Here is a 19,605-nt window from a genome sequence, read left to right as displayed (position 1 = left end):
AAACAATTTTTTAAGCATATTTTTTCTTAAGATATATTCTTAAATTTTTTTCCTTCTTCAAAATCCATTTCAGATGCTGAAAAGCCAAACTGAGTTTTCCCTGTTTTAAAAGATTAGAAAACGCAATTCTGCTCCTCGAAAAAATCTGCCAGTCTGCAAATTCTTTTATTTTGCCTAAATATGTTTCTGCAATAATTTCATCAAGATAATTATGTCTTAGATCTCTTTTATAATTTATTCCGTTTGATATTCCTTCTTCGTGTCGCAGATAAGAAGACATTGTGAAATGTGAACCTCTTATTTTTCCGTTTAAAGAACACGCCATGTACAGAAAAGTATCAAAATACAACAGTTCAGGATGTTTGAAGAGCTTTTGTACGGCTGTGTTTTGTAAAACTTCTGCCCTCATAAATACAGAAGTGGTGTGTACAATCCAATGCTGATAAATCTCAATAGCCGAATAATCTCTGTCTTCTACTTTTGCGAATATAGTTTCGTTGATTAAAGGATCGGGAGAAACGTTTTTCACCTGATGGAAACACATTGAATATTCTTTGTTGTTCTCTAAAAAATCATGTTGTAGCTGCAGTTTATTTTCATCCGTCCAGTAATCGTCACCTTCACAAAATGCAAGATATTTTCCGGTACATTGTTGCAGCGCATGATAAAAATTGGGGGTTGCGCCTACATTTTTTTGATGTTTTATTAATTTAATTTCCAGATGAGGTGGCTTATTTTTTATATATTCTTCAATGATAAACGGTGTACTGTCTTTAGAGCAGTCGTCACTTATAATGAGCTCTACCGTGAAATTTACTTTCTGCATAAAAATTCCATGCAGGTTTTTTTCAATAAAATTTTCCTGATTATAGGTAAGAACAATGATGGAAGCTTTACTCATGAAGAATTTTAATAATAAATAATATATTTTTTACAATTATTGCTTACTAAAGATACCATTAATAAAAATCCGGAAATAGTATAAAAACTTTTGTATTTCCAGCGCAATTCTGTAAAGTTTCGGATGGTAATTATTTTTGATGAATCTTTCCGGAAAAGACTGCATCGGATAGTAATCATAAAAAACTTTATGCTCATCTTTTAAAGTTCTTTCGCGATACATTCCTTCCAGATGTACAAACACTTTTTTTCTTACACCTTCATTTTCTTTATGTTTAATAAGAATATCAAAAAAAGCTTTATGATTGATCAGACTTTTATTCCGGTGCGAATTATTATTATGCAATCGGTAAGTACAGGTTATAACCTCATCAAACAAAAAGCTGTGATTTTTGCTTAAACGAAGCCACATATCATAATCTTCAAAAGGTAAATTCTCATCCCAACCGTTTTCTGCAATGATATGTTTTCTTTTTAAAAGTACAGACATTGCCGGAATAAAGTTTCCTACAAGCAACATCTCGTAAAAATTTTGAGATTTTAAGCTTAAATAAGAAAGATGTCTTGCAATAAATTTATTTTGATAACGCTGAGATTCATCGTTCATTAAATGAGCATCTGAAAATACCATCGCATATTCATCCAAGGAGCTTTCCAGCATAGCAACATGACGTTCCAATTTATCATTCATGAAAAGATCATCGAGCGCTAAAACCTGAATGTATTTTCCTTCTGAAATGTTAAACAATTCATTGAGTGTTTTTGTAATACCTTGGTTTTCTGAATGCTCTATTAATTTTATTTTTAAATCTTGATTCTCAGATATCCAGGATTTGATCACTTCTACAGACTGATCTCGCGAGAAATCGTCACAAATGATGATTTCAAAGTTTTTGTAAGTTTGTGCTTTGATGCTCTCAAGAGATTCTCTAATGAACCTTTCCTGATTATAGCATAAGCATAAAATACTGACTAAAGGATTACCGGTCATCTGAAGTTTTTAAAAATTGTTTAATGCCTCAATGACTGCCTGAATTTCTTCGTCTTCCAGAACGGGAGAAATGGGAAGGCTCAATACTTTATCGTGAATTTTCTCACTAATCGGGAAAGAAAGATCGTTCCATTCTTTGTAAGCTTTTTGCTGATGAGGCGGAATAGGATAGTGAATTAATGTCTGAATATTTTTTTCTGCAAGGTAATTTTGCAGCTCACTTCTTTCCTCTGTTCTTATCACAAAAAGATGCCAAACATGTTCATTTTCATTTTCTGGCATTTCCGGGATAATTATTTTCGGGTTTTTAATTTCTGAAATATAACGTTTTGCAATCTCTGTCCTTCTTTTGTTTTCAGAATCTATGTATTTTAGTTTTACATCAAGAATGGCAGCCTGAATTTCATCTAACCTGGAATTAAGCCCTTTGTAAATATTCACATATTTTTGGTTAGAGCCATAATTTGCCAAAGCTCTTATCGTTGCTGCAAGTTGATCGTCATTTGTGGTAATCGCTCCTGCATCACCAAGATTTCCTGATTTTTTACCATTCCATTCTGCGCCGATTGCCTGTGCGTTGTCTTCTATTATTTTAAGATTTTTTTCTTTGGCAATTTGTTGAAGTTTATCAGAGAAAATAATGCGTCCGTATAAATGTACAATTAATATTCCTTTAGTTTTTGAACTTATTTTTTCTTCAATTTTAGAAACATCAATATTATAAGAATTTATATCGGGTTCTACCAAAATCGGTACAAGACCGTTGTCTGAAATTGCCAGAATTGATGCGATATAAGTGTTGGAAGGAACAATAATTTCGTCTCCTGCAGCCATTACTCCCATTTCTATATAGGCTTTCAGGATAAGGCGCAAAGCATCTAAACCGTTTGCAACGCCAATTGCATGAGAACTGCCGATGTAAGAGGAAAGGTTACTTTCAAAATTTTTCAGTTTTTCTCCCATCAGATACCAACCCGAGCGAAAGACTTCTAAAAGCTGTGCTTCGATCTCGGTTTGATGCTGCAGGTTTATTTTTTGTAGATCAAGAAATTTTATCATATTAAAGTTTCTGTGTTTTTATTAAATATATCTTTTATTCTTTTTGTTAATATTTTATGGAATGGTTTTTCAATTAAATGATAAAGTATCATTGCGGCTAAAATATTTATACAGAATAAAACAATTATAGTGACAAATTTATTATATATATTTAAATCTATATTCTCAAGAATAATTAAAAAGGGTATTTGAACAATATAAAAACAGTATGAGATATCTCCTAAATATACAAACAATTTATTTCCCAGAATTTTTAAAATATACTTTTGAGGACTAATGTTAGTTATAAGAATAATATTTGTTAATGGTATAATAATTATATTTTGAATAACATATCCCTTTAATTTTTGACCAATAAATAAAAAAAATAAAAAAGAACATAAGATAGTCGTAAATATGAGTATTTTAGATAAATTTATTTTATATTTTACAACTAATAGAGCGGCTAACATTCCTGAGACAAACTCAAATGTTCTCAACGGAGGAAAAGCATAATGAAGAGCAAAAGAAATTAATTTTAAATTATAAAATATTCCTGGTATTATAGAAAACAAAAAAAATAAAAAGAAAATTAATATTGCTTTCTTTTTTGAAAGGCTAGAAATTACATTTAAAAGTAAAGGAAAACATAGAYAGAAAAAAAATTCAGTTGAAATAGACCAAGAACCTCCCCCATACCAAACTTGTGCAAATTTGGGTAAATAAGACTGAACCATTAGTAGGTTCATTACTTGAATCTCAAAAAAATCTTTAATTTCAATTTGCATTATTTTTACAATGATTGAGCAAATCAAAAAACCCGCTAAATATACAGGATATATTTTTGAAAGTCTTTTTAAGATAAATTCTGAAAAGTTAACTTGTTTACCATAGTAGTTATAAAACAATATAAACCCAGAAAGAATAAAAAATACATTTACACCTGCTGCTCCTTGTGATATAAAAGAATTGATAAATCTGCTTTGAAAATTAAAAGGTTGTATTAAATTGATATGAAAAACAAATACATAAAATGCTGCAAAAAACCTTAAACTCGTTAAAATAGGTAATTTGTTTTTCAAAACTAAATATATTTTAAAAATTTTGCAGGATTTCCTATCCAAATTTCATTTTCGGGAATATCTTTTGTAACCACGCTCCCTGCGCCGATAAGAGCATTTTCTCCAATGGTAATTCCTGCTAAGATTGTAGCATTTGCGCCAATAGAAGCGCCTTTTTTTACGAGTGTTTTTTTTAGCTCAAAATCTTTGTTTTTAGATTTCGGAAAAAGGTCGTTGGTAAAAGTTACATTCGGACCGATAAATACCTCATCTTCCAGAGATACTCCGTCCCAGATCTGTACTCCAGGTTTTATGGTAACATTATCTCCGATCGTTACATCGTTTTCAATAAAAACCTGACAGTTTATATTGCAGTTATTCCCAATTTTAGCACCTTTCAATACAATAGAAAATTGCCAAATGAAAGTACCTTCACCAATGTTGGAAGATTGCACGTCTGCTAATGAATGTATCATGGTTTATAATTTTTAAACTCTTCAAAATCTCTGAAATAATCTTTTTCATCGTAAAGTTCAGAAGCAAGACAAAGCAATACTGCGCTATGACTGAATTTTATATCTCTCCAGATCAGCTGCGGAAGATACAATCCTTTAGCAGGAGAATCTAAGATAAATGTATCTGTGTTGCCCTGAAGATCGAGCGTATTAAACTCTATCGTTCCCGATACGGCAAAGATAATCTGCCTAAGTTTTTTGTGTGCATGACCTCCTCTTATAATATCTTGAGGGGTGTAATACGTCCAGTAAACTCTTTTTATATCAAACGGAACATTTTTATGGGCCTCACCTACAGTTATGTAGCCCAGATCCGGCGAGCCAATTTTCGAAAATTCTATGATGTGGGGAATGTTCATAATCGTGTTATTCTAATTGTTCTTTTGCTCCCTCAATTCCTAAAAGACCCTGTACTTTCTTTCCTTGTTCATCCAGAGAATAAATAAGTTCTTTATGATTTCCTTTTACAAGATAAACTTCAGAAGGCACAATGTTAGCATTATCTATTTTCTCAGGAATCACAAGCTCCAAAGTGTAACCGTCAAGAAATTTTTCATTTAAAAATTCAGGTTTTATATGAATTGTTGGATTGAGGGAATCCTGAGAAACTCTATTTAATTTTGTAGCAACAAGCGATGATTTTATTGGACTGAGACCAATACGCATAAGCTTATTTTTGCACATATACCGAAAACCTCTATCTTCTAATGTTACTGGATTATGGTACAATGTTTTTTCTAAATGCTTGAGCAGACCTTTTGTATGGTAAACTGTTGCGTCAACAGAGAACGGAAATGACCAATGATGGATCTCTTTATCGGCATAATAATCCCATTGATAATAATCTCCTTTGTTTTCAAGATAGTCGGGACTTCCATCCAGATTATCACCAACGTAAAGTCGGTAAGAGGCGTTGTCCGGATTTTTTCTTATAATATCAAATACTTCTTCAGGAATAATAACATCATTAAAAAAAACACCGTCATCTGTATTAAACATTACAAATTCGCAGCTGCTTTTCCGCATGATTTTTTGAAGCAGACCTTTAAAGTTGTCTCCTTTTTTATTGCGCAGGTTTTTATCCAGAAAAAATCTTAGACTCGTTCTTGTTCTTATCGTTTTTAAAAACGAAAAATCAAAAAGTACATTTTTTCTTTCATAAAAAACTACATTTTTATCTGCATATTTTTCTTTAAGCAAATCGTAGCCTTTCTTATGTAATCCTGTAGTGTGGTACAAAATAACTATTTTTACAGGGGTCTTGAAATGCTTCAGCGAAGACTGCAGCAAGTAATCTAGCTGTATCGCACGGTTAAAAGAAAAAATTATATTAAGAATCATAAATCAATTAATTTTTTTTAATTAATCATCATCTGCTTTTCCAGACAAATACAAAATTAAATTTTATTATTACCATAAGAGACTTTGTGCGTTATTTTTGGGAATAAAACTCCCGGAGATTTCACAATTTCTCCAAACTGGTTTTTCATACCATGCACTTCAAAACCAAAAGACTCTGTTCTATATGCAATTTCAGATCTGTTTACACCCCAGAAAAAATCGAAATAATATGAATCTTCGTTAAGTGTATAAGGAGGAATTTCAAAGCTGACCGTGAATTCTCCTTTCTGCGAATCTTTATTTTCTGTAAGAACCAATCCTGTACTCATCACGGTAAGATCCTGGCTGTTTTTAAGCATAAAAGACAGATCCAGATTTATATTTTCCAGCTTTGATGTAAATGATACCGTCACAAGAATACCCGATCTGATATCGGAAATATCTCCATTAATAGGCTCTGTTTTGTAATGGTTTACTTTAATTTTCTCATTTTCGAAAATATCTTTGTCTTCTTTAAAATTGTAAGAAAATTTTATGTCGCTGTTTTTTTGATACTCGATGATGCATTGGTTAACGTCGCCGTGGTTAATTAATTTTCCCTTATCCAGCAAAATTCCAGTACTGCAGAGTTCTTTAATGGCTGTAATATTGTGGCTTACGAATAAAACCGTTCTGCCTTCTCCTTTTGTTACGGAGCCCATTTTACCCAGACATTTTTTTTGAAATTCTGCATCTCCCACAGCAAGAACCTCATCTACAATCAAGATTTCAGATTCTAAATGTGCGGCTACTGCAAAAGCCAGACGAACATACATTCCCGATGAATAGCGTTTTACAGGAGTATCGATATATCTTTCCACACCGGAAAAATCGACAATTTCATCAAACTTTCGCTTGATCTCCTTTCGTGTCATTCCTAAAATAGCGCCGTTCAGAAATATGTTTTCGCGACCCGTCATTTCAGGATGGAAACCAGTACCCACTTCAAGCAAAGATGCTATTCTTCCGTTGGTGTAAATTTTTCCCGTCGTGGGTTTGGTTACTTTGCTTAAAAGCTTAAGTAATGTAGATTTTCCGGCGCCGTTTCGCCCGATAATTCCTACGGCATCACCTTGCTCTATTTCAAAATTAATATCCTGAAGAGACCAAACATAATCAGAAATACCTTTTGTAGACCGATCATTGGCTTCACCAATTTTCAGGTAAGGATCTTCTTTACCTCTTACGGTATGCCAAAACCTGTTGAGGTCGTGAGACAGTGTGCCTGTTCCGACCTGACCCAGACGATATTGCTTCGATATATTTTCTGCCTTTAATGCAAGCATATTTTTTTAATTTAATCTAAGATTATAACTGCTGATGAACTTTTTTAAATTAAAATATTTCATCAATAATCATTTATTACTCATTACCCATTACCCATTACTCATATTATACCGTATCCATAAAAGTTTTTTCAACTTTATTAAAAATAACCGTACCTAAAGCCAGAATGGAAAAAATAATAATGGTACTAATTCCTAACATAGGAACCGAAAAGTCTCCTTTTCCCAGCCAGCCGTATTTAAAGCATTCGAAAATCCCGGTCAGAGGATTGTAATAGGCAATTTCTTTATAGATTCCTTTTAGTTCAGAAATAGGATAGATTACTGGTGTCGCATACATGTATAAACTTACTCCGAACCCTAATAACATGTTGAGATCCTTGTACTTTGTTGTCAATGCAGAAAAAATCATGCCTGTACCCAAGGCAAATAAAGCCATAAGTATAATTAAAAATGGTGTAGCAAGCATCCATATATTGGGTTGTATTTCTCCTTTAAAAAGGAAGTAGAGCCAGAATACTAAAAAAAGTAAAAATTGCACCCCAAATCTCATCAGGTTTGAAATAACAACCGATATAGGAGTTACAAGCCTCGGAAAATATACCTTCCCGAAGATTCCTGCATTTCCTGAAAAAGTAGAGGAAGTACCGGTAAGACAAGTTGAAAAATAATTCCAGAGCATTACACCGGCAAGATAGAAAACAACTTTGGGAGTGCCGTCAGTAGAAAGGCCTGCAATATTCCCAAAAATAATAAGGTAAGCAAGAGTTGTAAAAATAGGATTGATAAAAAACCAGACAGGTCCTAAAATAGTCTGCTTGAAGCTGGATACAAAATCTCTTTTCACAAACATATAAATAAGATCTTTGTATTTCCAGACTTCTTTTAGTTTTAAATCAAATAACGAATGGCTGTCTTCAATAGTTTCTGTCCACTTTTGTTGTGGTTCATTCATTTGTGGGAATTTTTACAAATTTAAAATAATTAATGATTTCCATTTTGGTGAATTTTGAAATGTCGTTCTTATTCAGGAAAAAGCATAGCTAATATATTAATAATTATTTCTTTAAACAAAAAAAGCTATTGATTTCAGATCAATAGCTTTGTATATTTCAGATTGTTTTATTATTTGATCACGAGTTTTTTTAGATATTCACCGTATCCGCTTTTACCGTATTTTGTGGCGGTTTCCAATAGTTTTTCTTCATTGATGAATCCGTTTCTGAAAGCAATTTCTTCAATGCAGCCGATTTTGAAACCCTGCCTTTTTTCGATAACGCTTACAAATTCAGAAGCATCGTTCAGAGAATCAAAAGTTCCGGTATCGAGCCACGCTGTACCTCTGTCTAAAACGGCTACTTCCAGCTTTCCTTTGCTTAAATAAACATTGTTTACATCTGTGATTTCCAATTCGCCTCTCGGAGAAGGCTTTATGTTTTTGGCGATTTCTACCACTTCATTGTCGTAAAAATACAGACCGGGAACTGCATAATTCGATTTTGGTTTCAAAGGTTTTTCTTCGATCGAAACGGCTTTAAAATCATTATCAAATTCTACAACACCGTATCTTTCAGGATCTGAAACATGATACGCAAAAACAACACCTCCTTCCGGATTTGTTTTGTTTTTCAGCAAAGTTCCCATTTCAGAGCCATAAAAAATATTATCTCCTAACACCAAAGCAACAGAATCGTCACCAATAAATTGGTCACCAAGAATGAAAGCCTGTGCAAGACCATCCGGACTCGGCTGTACCACATATTCAATATTGCAGCCAATTTGCGATCCGTCGCCTAAAAGCTTGATAAATCCTGCCTGATCATGAGGAGTTGTGATAATCAGAATATCCTTAATTCCTGCCAAAAGTAATGTAGAAAGAGGATAGTAGATCATTGGTTTATCATAAACAGGCATCAGTTGTTTGCTTACGGCAATAGTAAGTGGATAAAGTCTTGTTCCGGAACCTCCGGCTAATATTATTCCTTTCATAATTTAGTGCTTGAGTTATTGGGTATTTGAGTTATTGGGTGGTGTGTTTTTAGTTTCTGAGAATGTCCATTTTTTAGAATTCACGGTCATTGAAACAATTATACCCAAAATTTCATCATATTTTTTATATAAATCTAAGTGTGTTTTTTCATCAATATATTTACAGGCAAATGCAAAGTCTAACCAGTTTTGCGTTTCTGCTGCTTCTCCATCTGCATCGTTAAGTTTGTTGATAAATGATTTTTCGTATCGCCGTTTTCTCCACGCCTCTGTAATATTTGCATTTACGGAACGCGAGCTTCTTCTGATTTGATCGGTTAATGAGTATTTTTCTTCCGCTGGAAATAGTTTTGAAATATGAAAAATTTCCATAGCCGCAGAAAAGGCTTTTTGATAGACGATTAAATCTTTATGGAATTTTATATAAGTCATTTCCTGAAAATTTTGATTAAACCAAACTCAAATACTCAATTATCCAAAAACTCAAATACTATGAATATTGTTTATCATAGTATTTCTGATAATCTCCGCTTGTTACATGTTCCAGCCATTCTTTGTTTTCCAAAAACCAGTCGATTGTTTTTGCTAATCCCTGTTCGAAAGTTACAGAAGGTTTCCAGCCAAGATCTTTATTGAGTTTTGTGGCATCAATTGCATAACGTTTATCATGTCCCGGTCTGTCTTTTACGTAAGTAATTAATTTTTCTGAATGACCTGCAGGATTTCCTAATTTTTCATCCATTTGTTTGATCAGTTCTTTAACCAAATCGATATTCTGCCACTCGTTGAAACCTCCGATATTGTAAGTTTCTCCCGTTTTAGCTTCGTTAAAAATCTGATGGATTGCTTTGGCGTGATCGATTACGAATAACCAGTCTCTTGTGTATTTTCCGTCACCGTAAATAGGTAGAGGTTTTTCATTAATAATATTTGAAATACAAAGTGGAATCAATTTTTCAGGAAAATGATTTGGGCCGTAATTATTTGAGCAATTCGAAACAATAAACGGCATTCCATAAGTGTTTCCGTAARCTCTCACCAAATGATCTGAAGCTGCTTTTGAAGCTGAGTATGGAGATTGAGGATCGTAAGAAGTTGTTTCTAAAAAGAATCCTGTTTCACCTAAACTTCCGTAAACTTCGTCTGTAGAAACGTGGTAGAAAAGATTGGTTCTTTTTTCATCCGGAAACCTTCCGTGCGTGTGATCCGGGTTTAAAGTCCAGAATTCTTTACAAAGATTTAAAAGATTCGCAGTTCCGTTTACATTGGTGTTGATAAACGCCATCGGATCGGTGATGCTTCTGTCAACATGGCTTTCTGCAGCTAAATGAATGACCGCATCAGGATTATATTTTTCGAATATTCTTCTTAATTCTTCAGGTTTTGTGATGTCTGCTTTTTCGAAAACGTAATTGGGTTCGTTTTCAATATCTTTCAGGTTTTCAAGATTTCCGGCATACGTTAATGCATCCAAATTGATGATGGTAGAATCCGGGTTATTTTTTACAAATTCTCTTACAACGTGTGAACCAATAAATCCTGCTCCGCCTGTAATGATTATATTTTTCATGTCTTATGCTTTTTAGCCGCAACTTGGTTTTTGGCTTGAAGTTAATGTATATGTTTTCGGCAAACGCCAATTTAAATATTTTTGCTAACTGCTAACTGCTAACTGCTAACTGCTAACTGCTAACTGCTAACTGCTAACTGTTTTTCTCCCGATACTCTTGTAATAAAAACCATTCTGCTGAGGAACTTCCAACGGATACATGTTTCTTCCGTCGAAAATCACTTTATTATTCATTTTTTTAGCCATCATCTCAAAGTTTGGATTTTTAAATTCCGGCCATTCTGTAGCGATAAATAATGCATCTGCGTTTTCCAGAGCATCATACATGGTTTTTGCGTAAGATATTTTGTCTCCTAATAATTTTCTTACGTTTTCTTCTGCAATAAGGTCGTAGGCAACAATTTTTGCACCTTTTTGAAGAAGAAGATCGATGTTGTCTAATGAAGAAGCTTCTCTGATGTCGTCTGTATTTGCTTTAAAAGCAAGTCCCCAAATTGCGATTGTTTTGCCTTCAAGATTTCCACCGAAGTATTTTTCGATTTCTGAAACCAGAATTACTTTTTGAGAGATGTTTACGTTTTCAGTTGCCTGTAAAATCTGGAAATTAAAATCATCATCTTTTCCTGATTTAATCAAAGCTTTCACGTCTTTAGGGAAACAACTTCCTCCATAACCGATTCCCGGAAACAGGAAACGGTGACCAATTCTGTCATCACTACCCATTCCTAATCTTACTTTGTCTACATCTGCGCCCACTTTTTCACAATAATTGGCAATTTCATTCATAAACGTAATTTTTACGGCTAAGAATGAATTGGATGCATATTTTGTAAGCTCGGAAGACTTTTCATCCATAAAGATAATAGGAATTCCGGTATTGGTAAACGGCTGATAGATTTTTGCCATAATCTCTTTGGCTTTCTCTGAGCTCGATCCCACAACCACTCTCGCAGGATTCATAGAATCTTCTACTGCAAAACCTTCACGTAAAAACTCAGGATTAGAAACCACATCAAAATCAATAGCAGTTTTTGCTGAAATGGTTTCTCTTACTTTGTCGGCGGTTCCTACAGGAACGGTGCTTTTATTAACAACAACTTTATATTCGGTCATCATTTCACCAATATCGTTGGCTACTTTTAAAACATAAGAAAGATCTGCCGATCCGTCTTCTCCCGGTGGAGTGGGAAGAGCAAGGTAGACCACTTCACTTTTGTCTAAAGCTTCTTTTAGATTCGTCGTGAAAAATAATCGTTCAGCCTGAATATTTCTAAGAAACATTTCTTCAAGATTCGGCTCGTAAATAGGGACGATGCCGTTTTTCATCCCTTCTACTTTTTTTTCATCAATGTCAACACAATAAACCGAATTGCCAAGTTCTGCAAGGGTAGTTCCTGTAACCAGACCTACATAACCTGTTCCTACTATTGTTATATTCAAAATATATGTTTTTTATTAAAATTCCAGACAAAAATACTAAAAATTGTTTCACGGTATTTTAAAACAATAAAACTTCCTGAAATTCGCAATAAAACAAGGTCTTGCTTTATAAAGATTCAGAGTTGTGTTTTTTTAATTAAAATTCACAAAATTCTTATGATGTTGATTATGAAGTATATTTGTGTGTTTTATAAAAATGTCTTATATTTGCAGGAGATTTACGGAAAAAATGGAAAGGCTTCTAAGAGAAAGCCTTTTTTCGTACTGGTAAATCAGCATTAAATAATATATGGAGTTTAGAAAAAATATTGAAACATTATTAAATGATTTCCTTCAGACAAGAGAAGATTTATTTCTTATCGATCTGAAGTTTTCCGCCGGAGATGATATTACAGTAATTTTAGACGGTGATAATGGAGTCTCTGTGCAGGATTGTCTCGACGCAAGCCGTGCAATAGAGTTTAATATGGATCGTGAAGAGCACGATTTTAGTCTGCAGGTGATGTCTGCAGGATTGAGCGAGCCGCTTTCAATTCCGAGACAGTTTAAAAAAAATATCGGAAGAGAAATAGAAGTTTTGCTGACAGATTCTTCGGAAATAGAAGGCGAACTTGCAAAAGTAGACGAAGAGAAAATTACTCTTATACTGCGTTACCGCAAACCGAAAGACATCGGTAAAGGTAAGGTAGATGTGGAGGAGGAAAAAGAAATTCCTTACTCTGAAATAAAGAAAGCATTAGTAGTAATAAAATTTTAACAAAAAGATTGGTTGTTGTTGATTTGAAAATCAATTATCAACCATCATTTATCAATTATATAATTAGGTATGGATAATATAGCGTTGATTGAATCCTTTGGTGATTTTAAAGACGAAAAAGGGATCAGTAAGATAGATTTGATGGCAATCATCGAAGATTCTCTTAAAACCCTGTTGAGAAAAAGATACGATTCTGATGATCATTTTGATGTAATTGTAAACCCTGATAAAGGAGATTTTCAGATATTCTTAAACAAAACCATCGTTGAAGACGAAATGTCTGAAGATGATGATTTAGAAATTGAAATTACTGAAGCTAAAAAAATAGATCCTACTTTTGAAGTGGGTGAAGATTTTACCATGGAAATTCCTGTAGCGCAGTTGGGAAGAAGAAATATTTTGACGCTGAAGCAGATTTTAGCAACAAAATTGCAGGAGCATAACAATGCGATGTTGTATGATCAGTTCAGAGACAGAATCGGGGAAATTGTGATCGGAGAAATTCACCACATCCGTCACAAGCACGTAATTTTGCTGGATGATGAAGGAAACGAGTTTATCTTGCCTAAAGAAAACCAGATTCCATCAGATTTCTTCAAAAAAGGAGAAAACATCAGAGCGATCGTTGAAACGGTAGATTTTAAAGGTTCAAAACCACAGATCATCATTTCAAGAACAGCTCCGAAATTCTTAGAAAAATTATTGGAATTAGAAATTCCTGAAATCCAGGACGGAACGATCATGCTGAAAAAAGCAGTGAGAATTCCTGGTGAAAAAGCAAAAATCGCAGTGGATGCTTACGACGACAGAATCGATCCTGTAGGAGCTTGTGTCGGGGTGAAAGGTTCTAGGATTCACGGTGTCGTAAGAGAATTAAGAAACGAAAATATAGATGTGATCCAGTGGTCTAAAAACCCTGAGATTATGGTGAAGAGAGCTTTAGGAAATGTTACCATCAATAAAATTGACATCAATGAAGAGGCAAACTATGCATTGGTTTATACTCCGATTGAAGAGATTTCTAAAGTAATTGGTAAGCAAGGGCAAAATATCAGATTGGCTTCATGGCTTTCTGGATACGAAATCGATGTATACAGAGAAGCAAGCGAGGATGATGATGTTGACTTGAGAGAATTCAATGACGATATCGAACAGTGGATTTTGGATGAGTTTAAGAAAGTAGGTCTTACAACTGCAAAATCTGTCTTAGATAAAGATACGGCAAGTCTTTTGAACATGGTAGACTTAGAAGAAGAAACCATCGAAGACGTAAAACGTATATTGAAGGAGGAATTTGAAGATTAATATTTAGAAATAAATTTTAATAACAGTAAAAAAGAATACTTTAATTTTAAGAATTAAAAAAAAACAGTAAATAATATAGATGCCAAAAATAAGATTAAATAAAGCGGTTAAGGAATTTAACATATCGATGTCTAGGCTGGTAGAGTTTTTACAGTCTAAAGATATTGTGGTTGAAAACAATCCTAACGCTCAATTAGAAGAAGCGGCATATTCTGCATTGGAAGCTGAGTTTGCCAAAGATGGTGAGCAGCGTAAAGCTTCCCATGAGGTGGTGATTTCTAAAGTTCCGGAAGAAAAACTGGAAATGGAAGAAAAGAAAGCACCTGAAGTAATAAGAGCTAAAGCTAATACAAAACCAGAAACCAGAATTTTAGGTAAAATAGATCTTGAGCCTAAAAAAGCTGAACCTGCTGCAGAAGAACCAACTCCTGCACCAGCTGCGCCTGTAGAAGAAAAGAAAGAAGAAAAAGCAGAAGTGAAGGAGGTAAAAGAAGAGGTGAAAGCTGCAAAAGAAGAAGTAGCACCGGTTTCTGAAGTAAAAGCAACTCCTGAAAAACAAGAATTCAAGGTTTTGGATAAAATTGATCTTTCTCAGATAGAAGGAAACAGAAACAGACCTGCAAAAAAAGATAAACCTAAAACAGAGGAGGTGAAAGCAGAAGCAAAACCTGCTGAACCTGCTAAAGAAGCACCAAAACCTGCTGAAAAGCCAGTGGAAAAAGTGGAAGAAGCAAAACCTGAATCTACAAATGAGGAATCTCAGGAACCTCAGAAAATAGAAACTGTTTATCAAAAGCTTGACGGTCCTAAAATCGTTGGTGAAAAAATCGACTTAACTCAGTTTGCACCAAAACCAAGCTCAGGAGCTAAAAAGAAAAGAAAAAGAATTGAAAAGCCAGGTGGTCCTAACCAAAATACAGGAAACAACCAACAAGGCGGAAACAATCAGCAAGGCGGTCAAAACCGTCCTCAAGGTCAAAATGGTCCCGGAGGAAATCGTCCTCAAGGCCAAGGCGGGCAAAATCGTCCTCAAGGACAGGGTGGACAAGGCGGAAACCGTTTTGGAAATAACAATCAGGGAAATCGTCCACCGGGACAAGGCGGTCAGAACCGTCCTCAAGGTCAAGGTGGCGGAAACCGTTTCGGAAACAACAGACCTGGGCAAAGAACTATGCCTGTTGAGTTAACCGACGAGCAAGTTAAAAACCAGATCAAGGAAACCCTTGAAAAACTAACCAATAAAGGAGGTAAATCTAAATCTTCTAAGCACAGAAAAGATAAGAGAAGTTTCCGTAGAGAGCAGGACGAGCGTCAGCAAGAGATTGATGCTGCAGACAGAACATTAAAAGTAACCGAGTTCATCACGTTGACCACGGTAAAACCTCATTATTGGATTACATTAGAAAAACTAACGTAATTGCAGGTGAATCTGGTGGAATTACACAGCACATCGGAGCTTACAACGTGAAGCTGGAAAATGGTCAGAGAATTACATTCTTAGATACACCGGGACACGAAGCCTTTACGGCGATGAGAGCAAGAGGAGCGCAGGTTACCGATATTGCAATTATTGTAATTGCTGCCGATGATGATGTAATGCCTCAAACGAAAGAAGCTATTTCTCACGCTCAGGCTGCAGGAGTACCAATGATTATTGCAATCAACAAGGTAGATAAGCCGAATGCAAATCCTGATAATATCCGTCAGCAACTTTCTGGAATGAATATTTTGGTAGAAGAATGGGGTGGAAATGTACAGGCTCAGGAAATTTCAGCTAAAATGGGTAATAATATGGATCTTTTATTGGAGAAGTTACAGAGAGAACTATCGATCAGAACTAAAAAGCATACAACTTTAGAAGAATTAGGAAGACGTATTGCTTTAGGAGAATTCAAAGAATTGAATATTATCCTTAAAGGTGACGTGGATGGTTCTGTAGAAGCGCTTTCTGATCAGTTACAAAGATTGTCAACAGAAGAGATCAGCGTGAAAATCCTTCACTCAGGTGTAGGACAGATCACTGAATCTGATATCAACTTAGCGGCAGCTTCTGATGCTATTATCATCGGATTCAACGTAAGAGCTGGAGCGAATGCTAAAGATCTTGCTGACCGTGAAGAAATCGAGATCAGAACATATTCTGTAATCTATAAAGCGATTGACGAAGTAAAAGAAGCGATGGAGGGAATGCTTTCTCCGGAAATTCAGGAGCAGGTAATCGGTAATGTTGAAATTCGTGAGGTATTCAAAATTTCTAAAGTGGGAACTATTGCAGGTTGTATGGTTCTTACCGGAAAAGTAACAAGACAGTCTAAGGTAAGATTACTTAGAGACGGTATCGTGAAATTTGACGGCGAGCTTGAAAGTTTAAAACGTTTCAAAGACGACGTAAAAGAAGTTACCAAAGGCTACGAATGCGGATTGAACCTTAAAGGGTATAACGATATTGAACAGGGCGACATTCTTGAAGTATATGAAGAGGTTGCTGTGAAGAAGAAATTGAAGTAATTTGATTATATAATATATAAAAGCTGCCCGTATCATTTGATACGGGCAGCTTTTATTGGATTATTTGTTAATAATATTCTCTTTATTTATATTTAAAAGTATTTCTGAAATAAATAAACGTAGTGTTTGAATTATTATACAGATAAAATTAATTGTTTGATTATAAAAATGTATTTTTGAAATTCAATTTGAAATACGAATTATGTTGAAAAAACTAATCTTTTTGTTTTTTTTAAGTACATTAAGCTATCTTCATTCGCAAAACAAAGCAGAGGAAGCACTCCGAAAATTTGAACAAAAATTTCCACAAGAAAAAATACATTTACTTCTAGATAAAAAAAAACATATCGCTGGAGAAAATTTATGGTTTAAAGCTTTTGTATTTGACGGATACAGCCTTTCAAGCATATCATCTAATTTATTTATAGAATTATATGATAAGAATAAAAATATGGTGGTTAAAAATATGCTGCCTCTCTTAAAAGGTGAGGGCAGAGGAAGTCTTGCCCTGCCGGAAACTTTAAATGAAGATATTTATTACATTAGAGCCTATACATCATGGATGGCTAATTTTAGTGAAGACTTTCAGTTTTTACAGCCCATTGAGATTTTTAACATGGCTTCTCCGAGTAAATTAATTAAAGACAATAATAATACGAATTGGTCTGCTTCGGTTTATCCGGAAAGTGGAACTTTTATAGAGGGTATAGCAACAAAATTTGCTGTAAGGCTGCAGTCGAAGGGTTTGCCACCACCTGAATGGAGTGGCTATGTGATTGATGCAGAAAATCCTGATACAAAAATTGTAAGCTTCAAAGGATTTGATCAAAATGTTGGATCATTTATTATTACTCCTAAATTAAACAAAAAGTATAAACTTATTGTTCAAGGTAACGATAAGATACAACAAGATATTGAGTTGCCAAATGTTTCCCCTACGGGAATTCATCTGCAAATAACAAGCGGTGCAGATGAAATTAAATATGCTTTGCATTCTAAGAACATTTCTCAAAAATCCAAATTTTATACGCTTTTGGCTACAATAAACAGCAGACTGGTTTATAAGGCTGAGTTTAAAAAGATACCTGCTCAAACATATTCGATACCTACAGCAAACTTAATCAACGGGATTTTACAGTTTAGCCTCTTCGATGATCAGGGAAATTTGATCTTGCAAAGACTTTGTTTTGTACAGCCTGAGTTATTAAATATAAAAAAGGCATCTGTAGAATTATCTTTAGATAAATCTCCCCGAAAATTAAACTCTTTCAACATTGCAAAAGACCCCGCCATTGATAAATATACAGTTTTGGTTCAGGATGCTGAAGTAGAAAATTCAGAAGATGATAGAAGCCTATTAAGTACCTTGTGGCTTACAGGAGATATTACTTCAGACATTATTAACCCTGCGCAATATTTTACGAAAAACCGCAACATTGAAGCCTTGGACGCTTTATTGATTTCTGAAAAATGGAAACGCTTTGACTGGAAAAATATAATGTCAGATATCTATCCGGTTATAAAGTACAAGCCTGATGATTTTATTTCTTATAAAGCGAAGGTTCTTGTCAATAATGCGCCTGCAGCAGACAAGAGTTTAAATCTGATTTTTACTGTTCCGGATTTTGGCTCTAAGCTTGTGCCGGTGCAGACAGATAAAAATGGTTTTTTTACATTAAGTGGGATGGTATTCGAAGATACCATCGACGTGGCTTATCAGTTAGATAAGAATCAGAAAAGCCAAAAAGATGAGGTAAAGGTTTTCTTTCAGCCCGATTATTCTTTTATTCCTTATAAAAAGGCTTTACCTGATCATAGGTTTATTTTGGTCAAAAAAACACCCGGTGAAGAGCCTGACCCTGAAATTAATAGATATATTGCTACAAGGCGCAACCAGAATCTTATCAACGAAAAGATTACCGATATTGAAGAGGTGAAAATAAAAGCATCAAAAAGAGATAAAACCAAAAAACTCAATGAAGAATTAAGCAGCCCCTTGTTCAGAAGTATAAATGAAGAAGTTTTTGATTTTGTGAATGATAACAAAGAAGCGCAGACATCTTCTAATATTTTAATGTGGTTGCAAAGCCGTGTGGCAGGTTTGCAGATAAATTTGCAGCAGGGAACTTATACAGCGTATATAAGAGATAGGAAAACAGATATTTACCTGAACGAAATGAAGGTAKGTGCAGACCAGATTGCCAATTTTCCGGTATCTAGTATTGCTATGGTAAAAGTTATTAAAGGTATGTTTTTGGGAAATTTCAGCAGCGGAGGGGGTGTAATTTTGATTTATACCCACAAAGGAAGTATGGGGATAGATACTTCGCAGCAAAAATACTCGGGGCTGAAAAATTATAAATTTAAAGGATATGGTAAGGAAGCCCCTTTCAATTCCCCAAAATATAACGACTCCAATTTTTCTGGTCTTACAGATGATAGAAGAGCCGTTCTGTATTGGAATCCTGATTATACCGTAGAGCCCAATGCATCAAATACGGTAACTTTCTTTAACAATGATCATGCAGGAGGGTATAAATTGATCATTATAGGATTTGATGAGAATGGTACACCATCTTATTATAATGAAACTTTATAAAGAATTTGTTTAGTATTTGGTATATTGTCTTCGGTTTGTCACACTGGGCAAAGTCGAAGTGTTTTTGCGCTTTTACGTTTTCCAACAGCGATTCTTTTAAAGTTTAGATGAGTTGTAACTTTCTGTTTTGCTTAAAGTTTGCTCTGTAAGTGCAAAACCTTTGTAGTAAAGATATAACAATAATGCTGAGCTCCGGAGGAGCGATACTTATAAAAGCCTTGTCAAGGTTCTGAATCTTGACAAGGCTTTTTCTTATTGAGCTACAC

The 19,605-nt window shown here is 34.5% G+C and carries 16 protein-coding genes and 1 pseudogene; 4 read left to right on the top strand and 13 right to left on the bottom strand.

Annotation, left to right across the window (positions count from 1 at the left end):
• Window positions 1-10: 10 nt before the first annotated feature.
• The 13 genes from AB4Y90_RS03475 to AB4Y90_RS03415 all read right to left on the bottom strand — a co-directional run bounded on the left by AB4Y90_RS03475 (window position 11) and on the right by AB4Y90_RS03415 (window position 12,170).
• Window positions 11-901, bottom strand: a complete 891-nt coding sequence (locus AB4Y90_RS03475) for a glycosyltransferase (protein ID WP_441555986.1) — start codon at window positions 899-901, stop codon at window positions 11-13.
• Window positions 902-937: 36 nt separating this feature from the next.
• Window positions 938-1,891 (bottom strand): glycosyltransferase family 2 protein, encoded by a 954-nt coding sequence (locus tag AB4Y90_RS03470; protein ID WP_441555985.1) that lies wholly within the window; start codon window positions 1,889-1,891, stop codon window positions 938-940.
• A gap of 9 nt (window positions 1,892-1,900) precedes the next feature.
• A complete protein-coding gene (locus AB4Y90_RS03465; protein ID WP_441555983.1) occupies window positions 1,901-2,950 on the bottom strand; it encodes a DegT/DnrJ/EryC1/StrS family aminotransferase in 1,050 nt (349 codons plus the stop codon).
• Complete coding sequence (locus tag AB4Y90_RS03460) at window positions 2,947-4,011, bottom strand: acyltransferase family protein (RefSeq protein ID WP_441555982.1); 1,065 nt, start codon at window positions 4,009-4,011, stop codon at window positions 2,947-2,949. The genes AB4Y90_RS03465 and AB4Y90_RS03460 overlap by 4 nt, the downstream gene beginning before the upstream one ends.
• Before the next feature lie 2 nt (window positions 4,012-4,013).
• Entirely contained in the window at window positions 4,014-4,466 is a 453-nt protein-coding gene (locus tag AB4Y90_RS03455) for an acyltransferase (RefSeq protein ID WP_441555980.1), read from the bottom strand.
• Window positions 4,463-4,864 carry a sugar 3,4-ketoisomerase gene (locus AB4Y90_RS03450; protein ID WP_441555979.1) on the bottom strand — a complete coding sequence of 134 codons (402 nt, stop codon included), beginning with the start codon at window positions 4,862-4,864 and terminating at the stop codon, window positions 4,463-4,465. Before AB4Y90_RS03450 ends, AB4Y90_RS03455 begins: the two co-directional genes overlap by 4 nt.
• Window positions 4,865-4,871: 7 nt before the next feature.
• Entirely contained in the window at window positions 4,872-5,846 is a 975-nt protein-coding gene (locus tag AB4Y90_RS03445; protein WP_441555978.1) for a hypothetical protein, read from the bottom strand.
• Between the two features lie 56 nt (window positions 5,847-5,902).
• Window positions 5,903-7,171, bottom strand: a complete 1,269-nt coding sequence (locus AB4Y90_RS03440) for an ABC transporter ATP-binding protein (RefSeq protein WP_441555977.1) — start codon at window positions 7,169-7,171, stop codon at window positions 5,903-5,905.
• A 106-nt stretch (window positions 7,172-7,277) separates the two neighbouring features.
• Window positions 7,278-8,126, bottom strand: coding sequence for an ABC transporter permease (locus AB4Y90_RS03435; protein ID WP_441555976.1), 849 nt, complete (start codon window positions 8,124-8,126; stop codon window positions 7,278-7,280).
• A gap of 170 nt (window positions 8,127-8,296) precedes the next feature.
• Window positions 8,297-9,160, bottom strand: coding sequence for a glucose-1-phosphate thymidylyltransferase RfbA (gene rfbA, locus AB4Y90_RS03430; protein ID WP_441555975.1), 864 nt, complete (start codon window positions 9,158-9,160; stop codon window positions 8,297-8,299).
• Window positions 9,161-9,175: 15 nt separating this feature from the next.
• Window positions 9,176-9,592: a four helix bundle protein gene (locus tag AB4Y90_RS03425; protein WP_441555974.1), complete on the bottom strand. Its 417-nt coding sequence runs from the start codon at window positions 9,590-9,592 to the stop codon at window positions 9,176-9,178.
• Window positions 9,593-9,650: 58 nt separating this feature from the next.
• On the bottom strand, window positions 9,651-10,730 hold the full coding sequence (gene rfbB, locus AB4Y90_RS03420; protein WP_441555973.1) for a dTDP-glucose 4,6-dehydratase: 1,080 nt from the start codon (window positions 10,728-10,730) through the stop codon (window positions 9,651-9,653).
• Window positions 10,731-10,856: 126 nt separating this feature from the next.
• Complete coding sequence (locus AB4Y90_RS03415; RefSeq protein WP_441555972.1) at window positions 10,857-12,170, bottom strand: UDP-glucose dehydrogenase family protein; 1,314 nt, start codon at window positions 12,168-12,170, stop codon at window positions 10,857-10,859.
• A 289-nt stretch (window positions 12,171-12,459) separates the two neighbouring features.
• Here AB4Y90_RS03415 and rimP point away from each other — a divergent pair, with 289 nt between their 5' ends.
• The 4 genes and pseudogenes from rimP (at window position 12,460) to AB4Y90_RS03395 (ending at window position 19,339) form a co-directional block, all read left to right on the top strand.
• Entirely contained in the window at window positions 12,460-12,927 is a 468-nt protein-coding gene (rimP, locus tag AB4Y90_RS03410) for a ribosome assembly cofactor RimP (RefSeq protein WP_441555971.1), read from the top strand.
• Between the two features lie 69 nt (window positions 12,928-12,996).
• Complete coding sequence (nusA, locus tag AB4Y90_RS03405; RefSeq protein ID WP_408090904.1) at window positions 12,997-14,232, top strand: transcription termination factor NusA; 1,236 nt, start codon at window positions 12,997-12,999, stop codon at window positions 14,230-14,232.
• Between the two features lie 79 nt (window positions 14,233-14,311).
• A pseudogene (locus tag AB4Y90_RS03400) lies at window positions 14,312-16,740 on the top strand (GTP-binding protein).
• A 466-nt stretch (window positions 16,741-17,206) separates the two neighbouring features.
• Window positions 17,207-19,339: a hypothetical protein gene (locus AB4Y90_RS03395; protein WP_441555970.1), complete on the top strand. Its 2,133-nt coding sequence runs from the start codon at window positions 17,207-17,209 to the stop codon at window positions 19,337-19,339.
• The last annotated feature ends 266 nt before the right edge of the window (window positions 19,340-19,605 follow it).

This window comes from Chryseobacterium sp. 2TAF14 (assembly GCF_052115105.1).
In the GTDB taxonomy this organism is placed as follows: Bacteria; Bacteroidota; Bacteroidia; order Flavobacteriales; family Weeksellaceae; genus Chryseobacterium.
The sequence above is the reverse complement of the archived record's forward strand: the minus strand, read 5'-3'. Positions and strand labels throughout refer to the sequence as shown.

What these genes read in the sequence shown, in the direction of transcription:
- rfbA (WP_441555975.1), bottom strand. Translation starts at nt 9,160, where the DNA reads ATGAAAGGAATAATATTAGCCGGAGGTTCCGGAACAAGACTTTATCCA.
- AB4Y90_RS03440 (WP_441555977.1), bottom strand. Translation starts at nt 7,171, where the DNA reads ATGCTTGCATTAAAGGCAGAAAATATATCGAAGCAATATCGTCTGGGT.
- nusA (WP_408090904.1), top strand. Translation starts at nt 12,997, where the DNA reads ATGGATAATATAGCGTTGATTGAATCCTTTGGTGATTTTAAAGACGAA.
- AB4Y90_RS03425 (WP_441555974.1), bottom strand. Translation starts at nt 9,592, where the DNA reads ATGACTTATATAAAATTCCATAAAGATTTAATCGTCTATCAAAAAGCC.
- rimP (WP_441555971.1), top strand. Translation starts at nt 12,460, where the DNA reads ATGGAGTTTAGAAAAAATATTGAAACATTATTAAATGATTTCCTTCAG.
- AB4Y90_RS03470 (WP_441555985.1), bottom strand. Translation starts at nt 1,891, where the DNA reads ATGACCGGTAATCCTTTAGTCAGTATTTTATGCTTATGCTATAATCAG.
- AB4Y90_RS03435 (WP_441555976.1), bottom strand. Translation starts at nt 8,126, where the DNA reads ATGAATGAACCACAACAAAAGTGGACAGAAACTATTGAAGACAGCCAT.
- AB4Y90_RS03455 (WP_441555980.1), bottom strand. Translation starts at nt 4,466, where the DNA reads ATGATACATTCATTAGCAGACGTGCAATCTTCCAACATTGGTGAAGGT.
- AB4Y90_RS03475 (WP_441555986.1), bottom strand. Translation starts at nt 901, where the DNA reads ATGAGTAAAGCTTCCATCATTGTTCTTACCTATAATCAGGAAAATTTT.
- AB4Y90_RS03450 (WP_441555979.1), bottom strand. Translation starts at nt 4,864, where the DNA reads ATGAACATTCCCCACATCATAGAATTTTCGAAAATTGGCTCGCCGGAT.
- AB4Y90_RS03445 (WP_441555978.1), bottom strand. Translation starts at nt 5,846, where the DNA reads ATGATTCTTAATATAATTTTTTCTTTTAACCGTGCGATACAGCTAGAT.
- AB4Y90_RS03465 (WP_441555983.1), bottom strand. Translation starts at nt 2,950, where the DNA reads ATGATAAAATTTCTTGATCTACAAAAAATAAACCTGCAGCATCAAACC.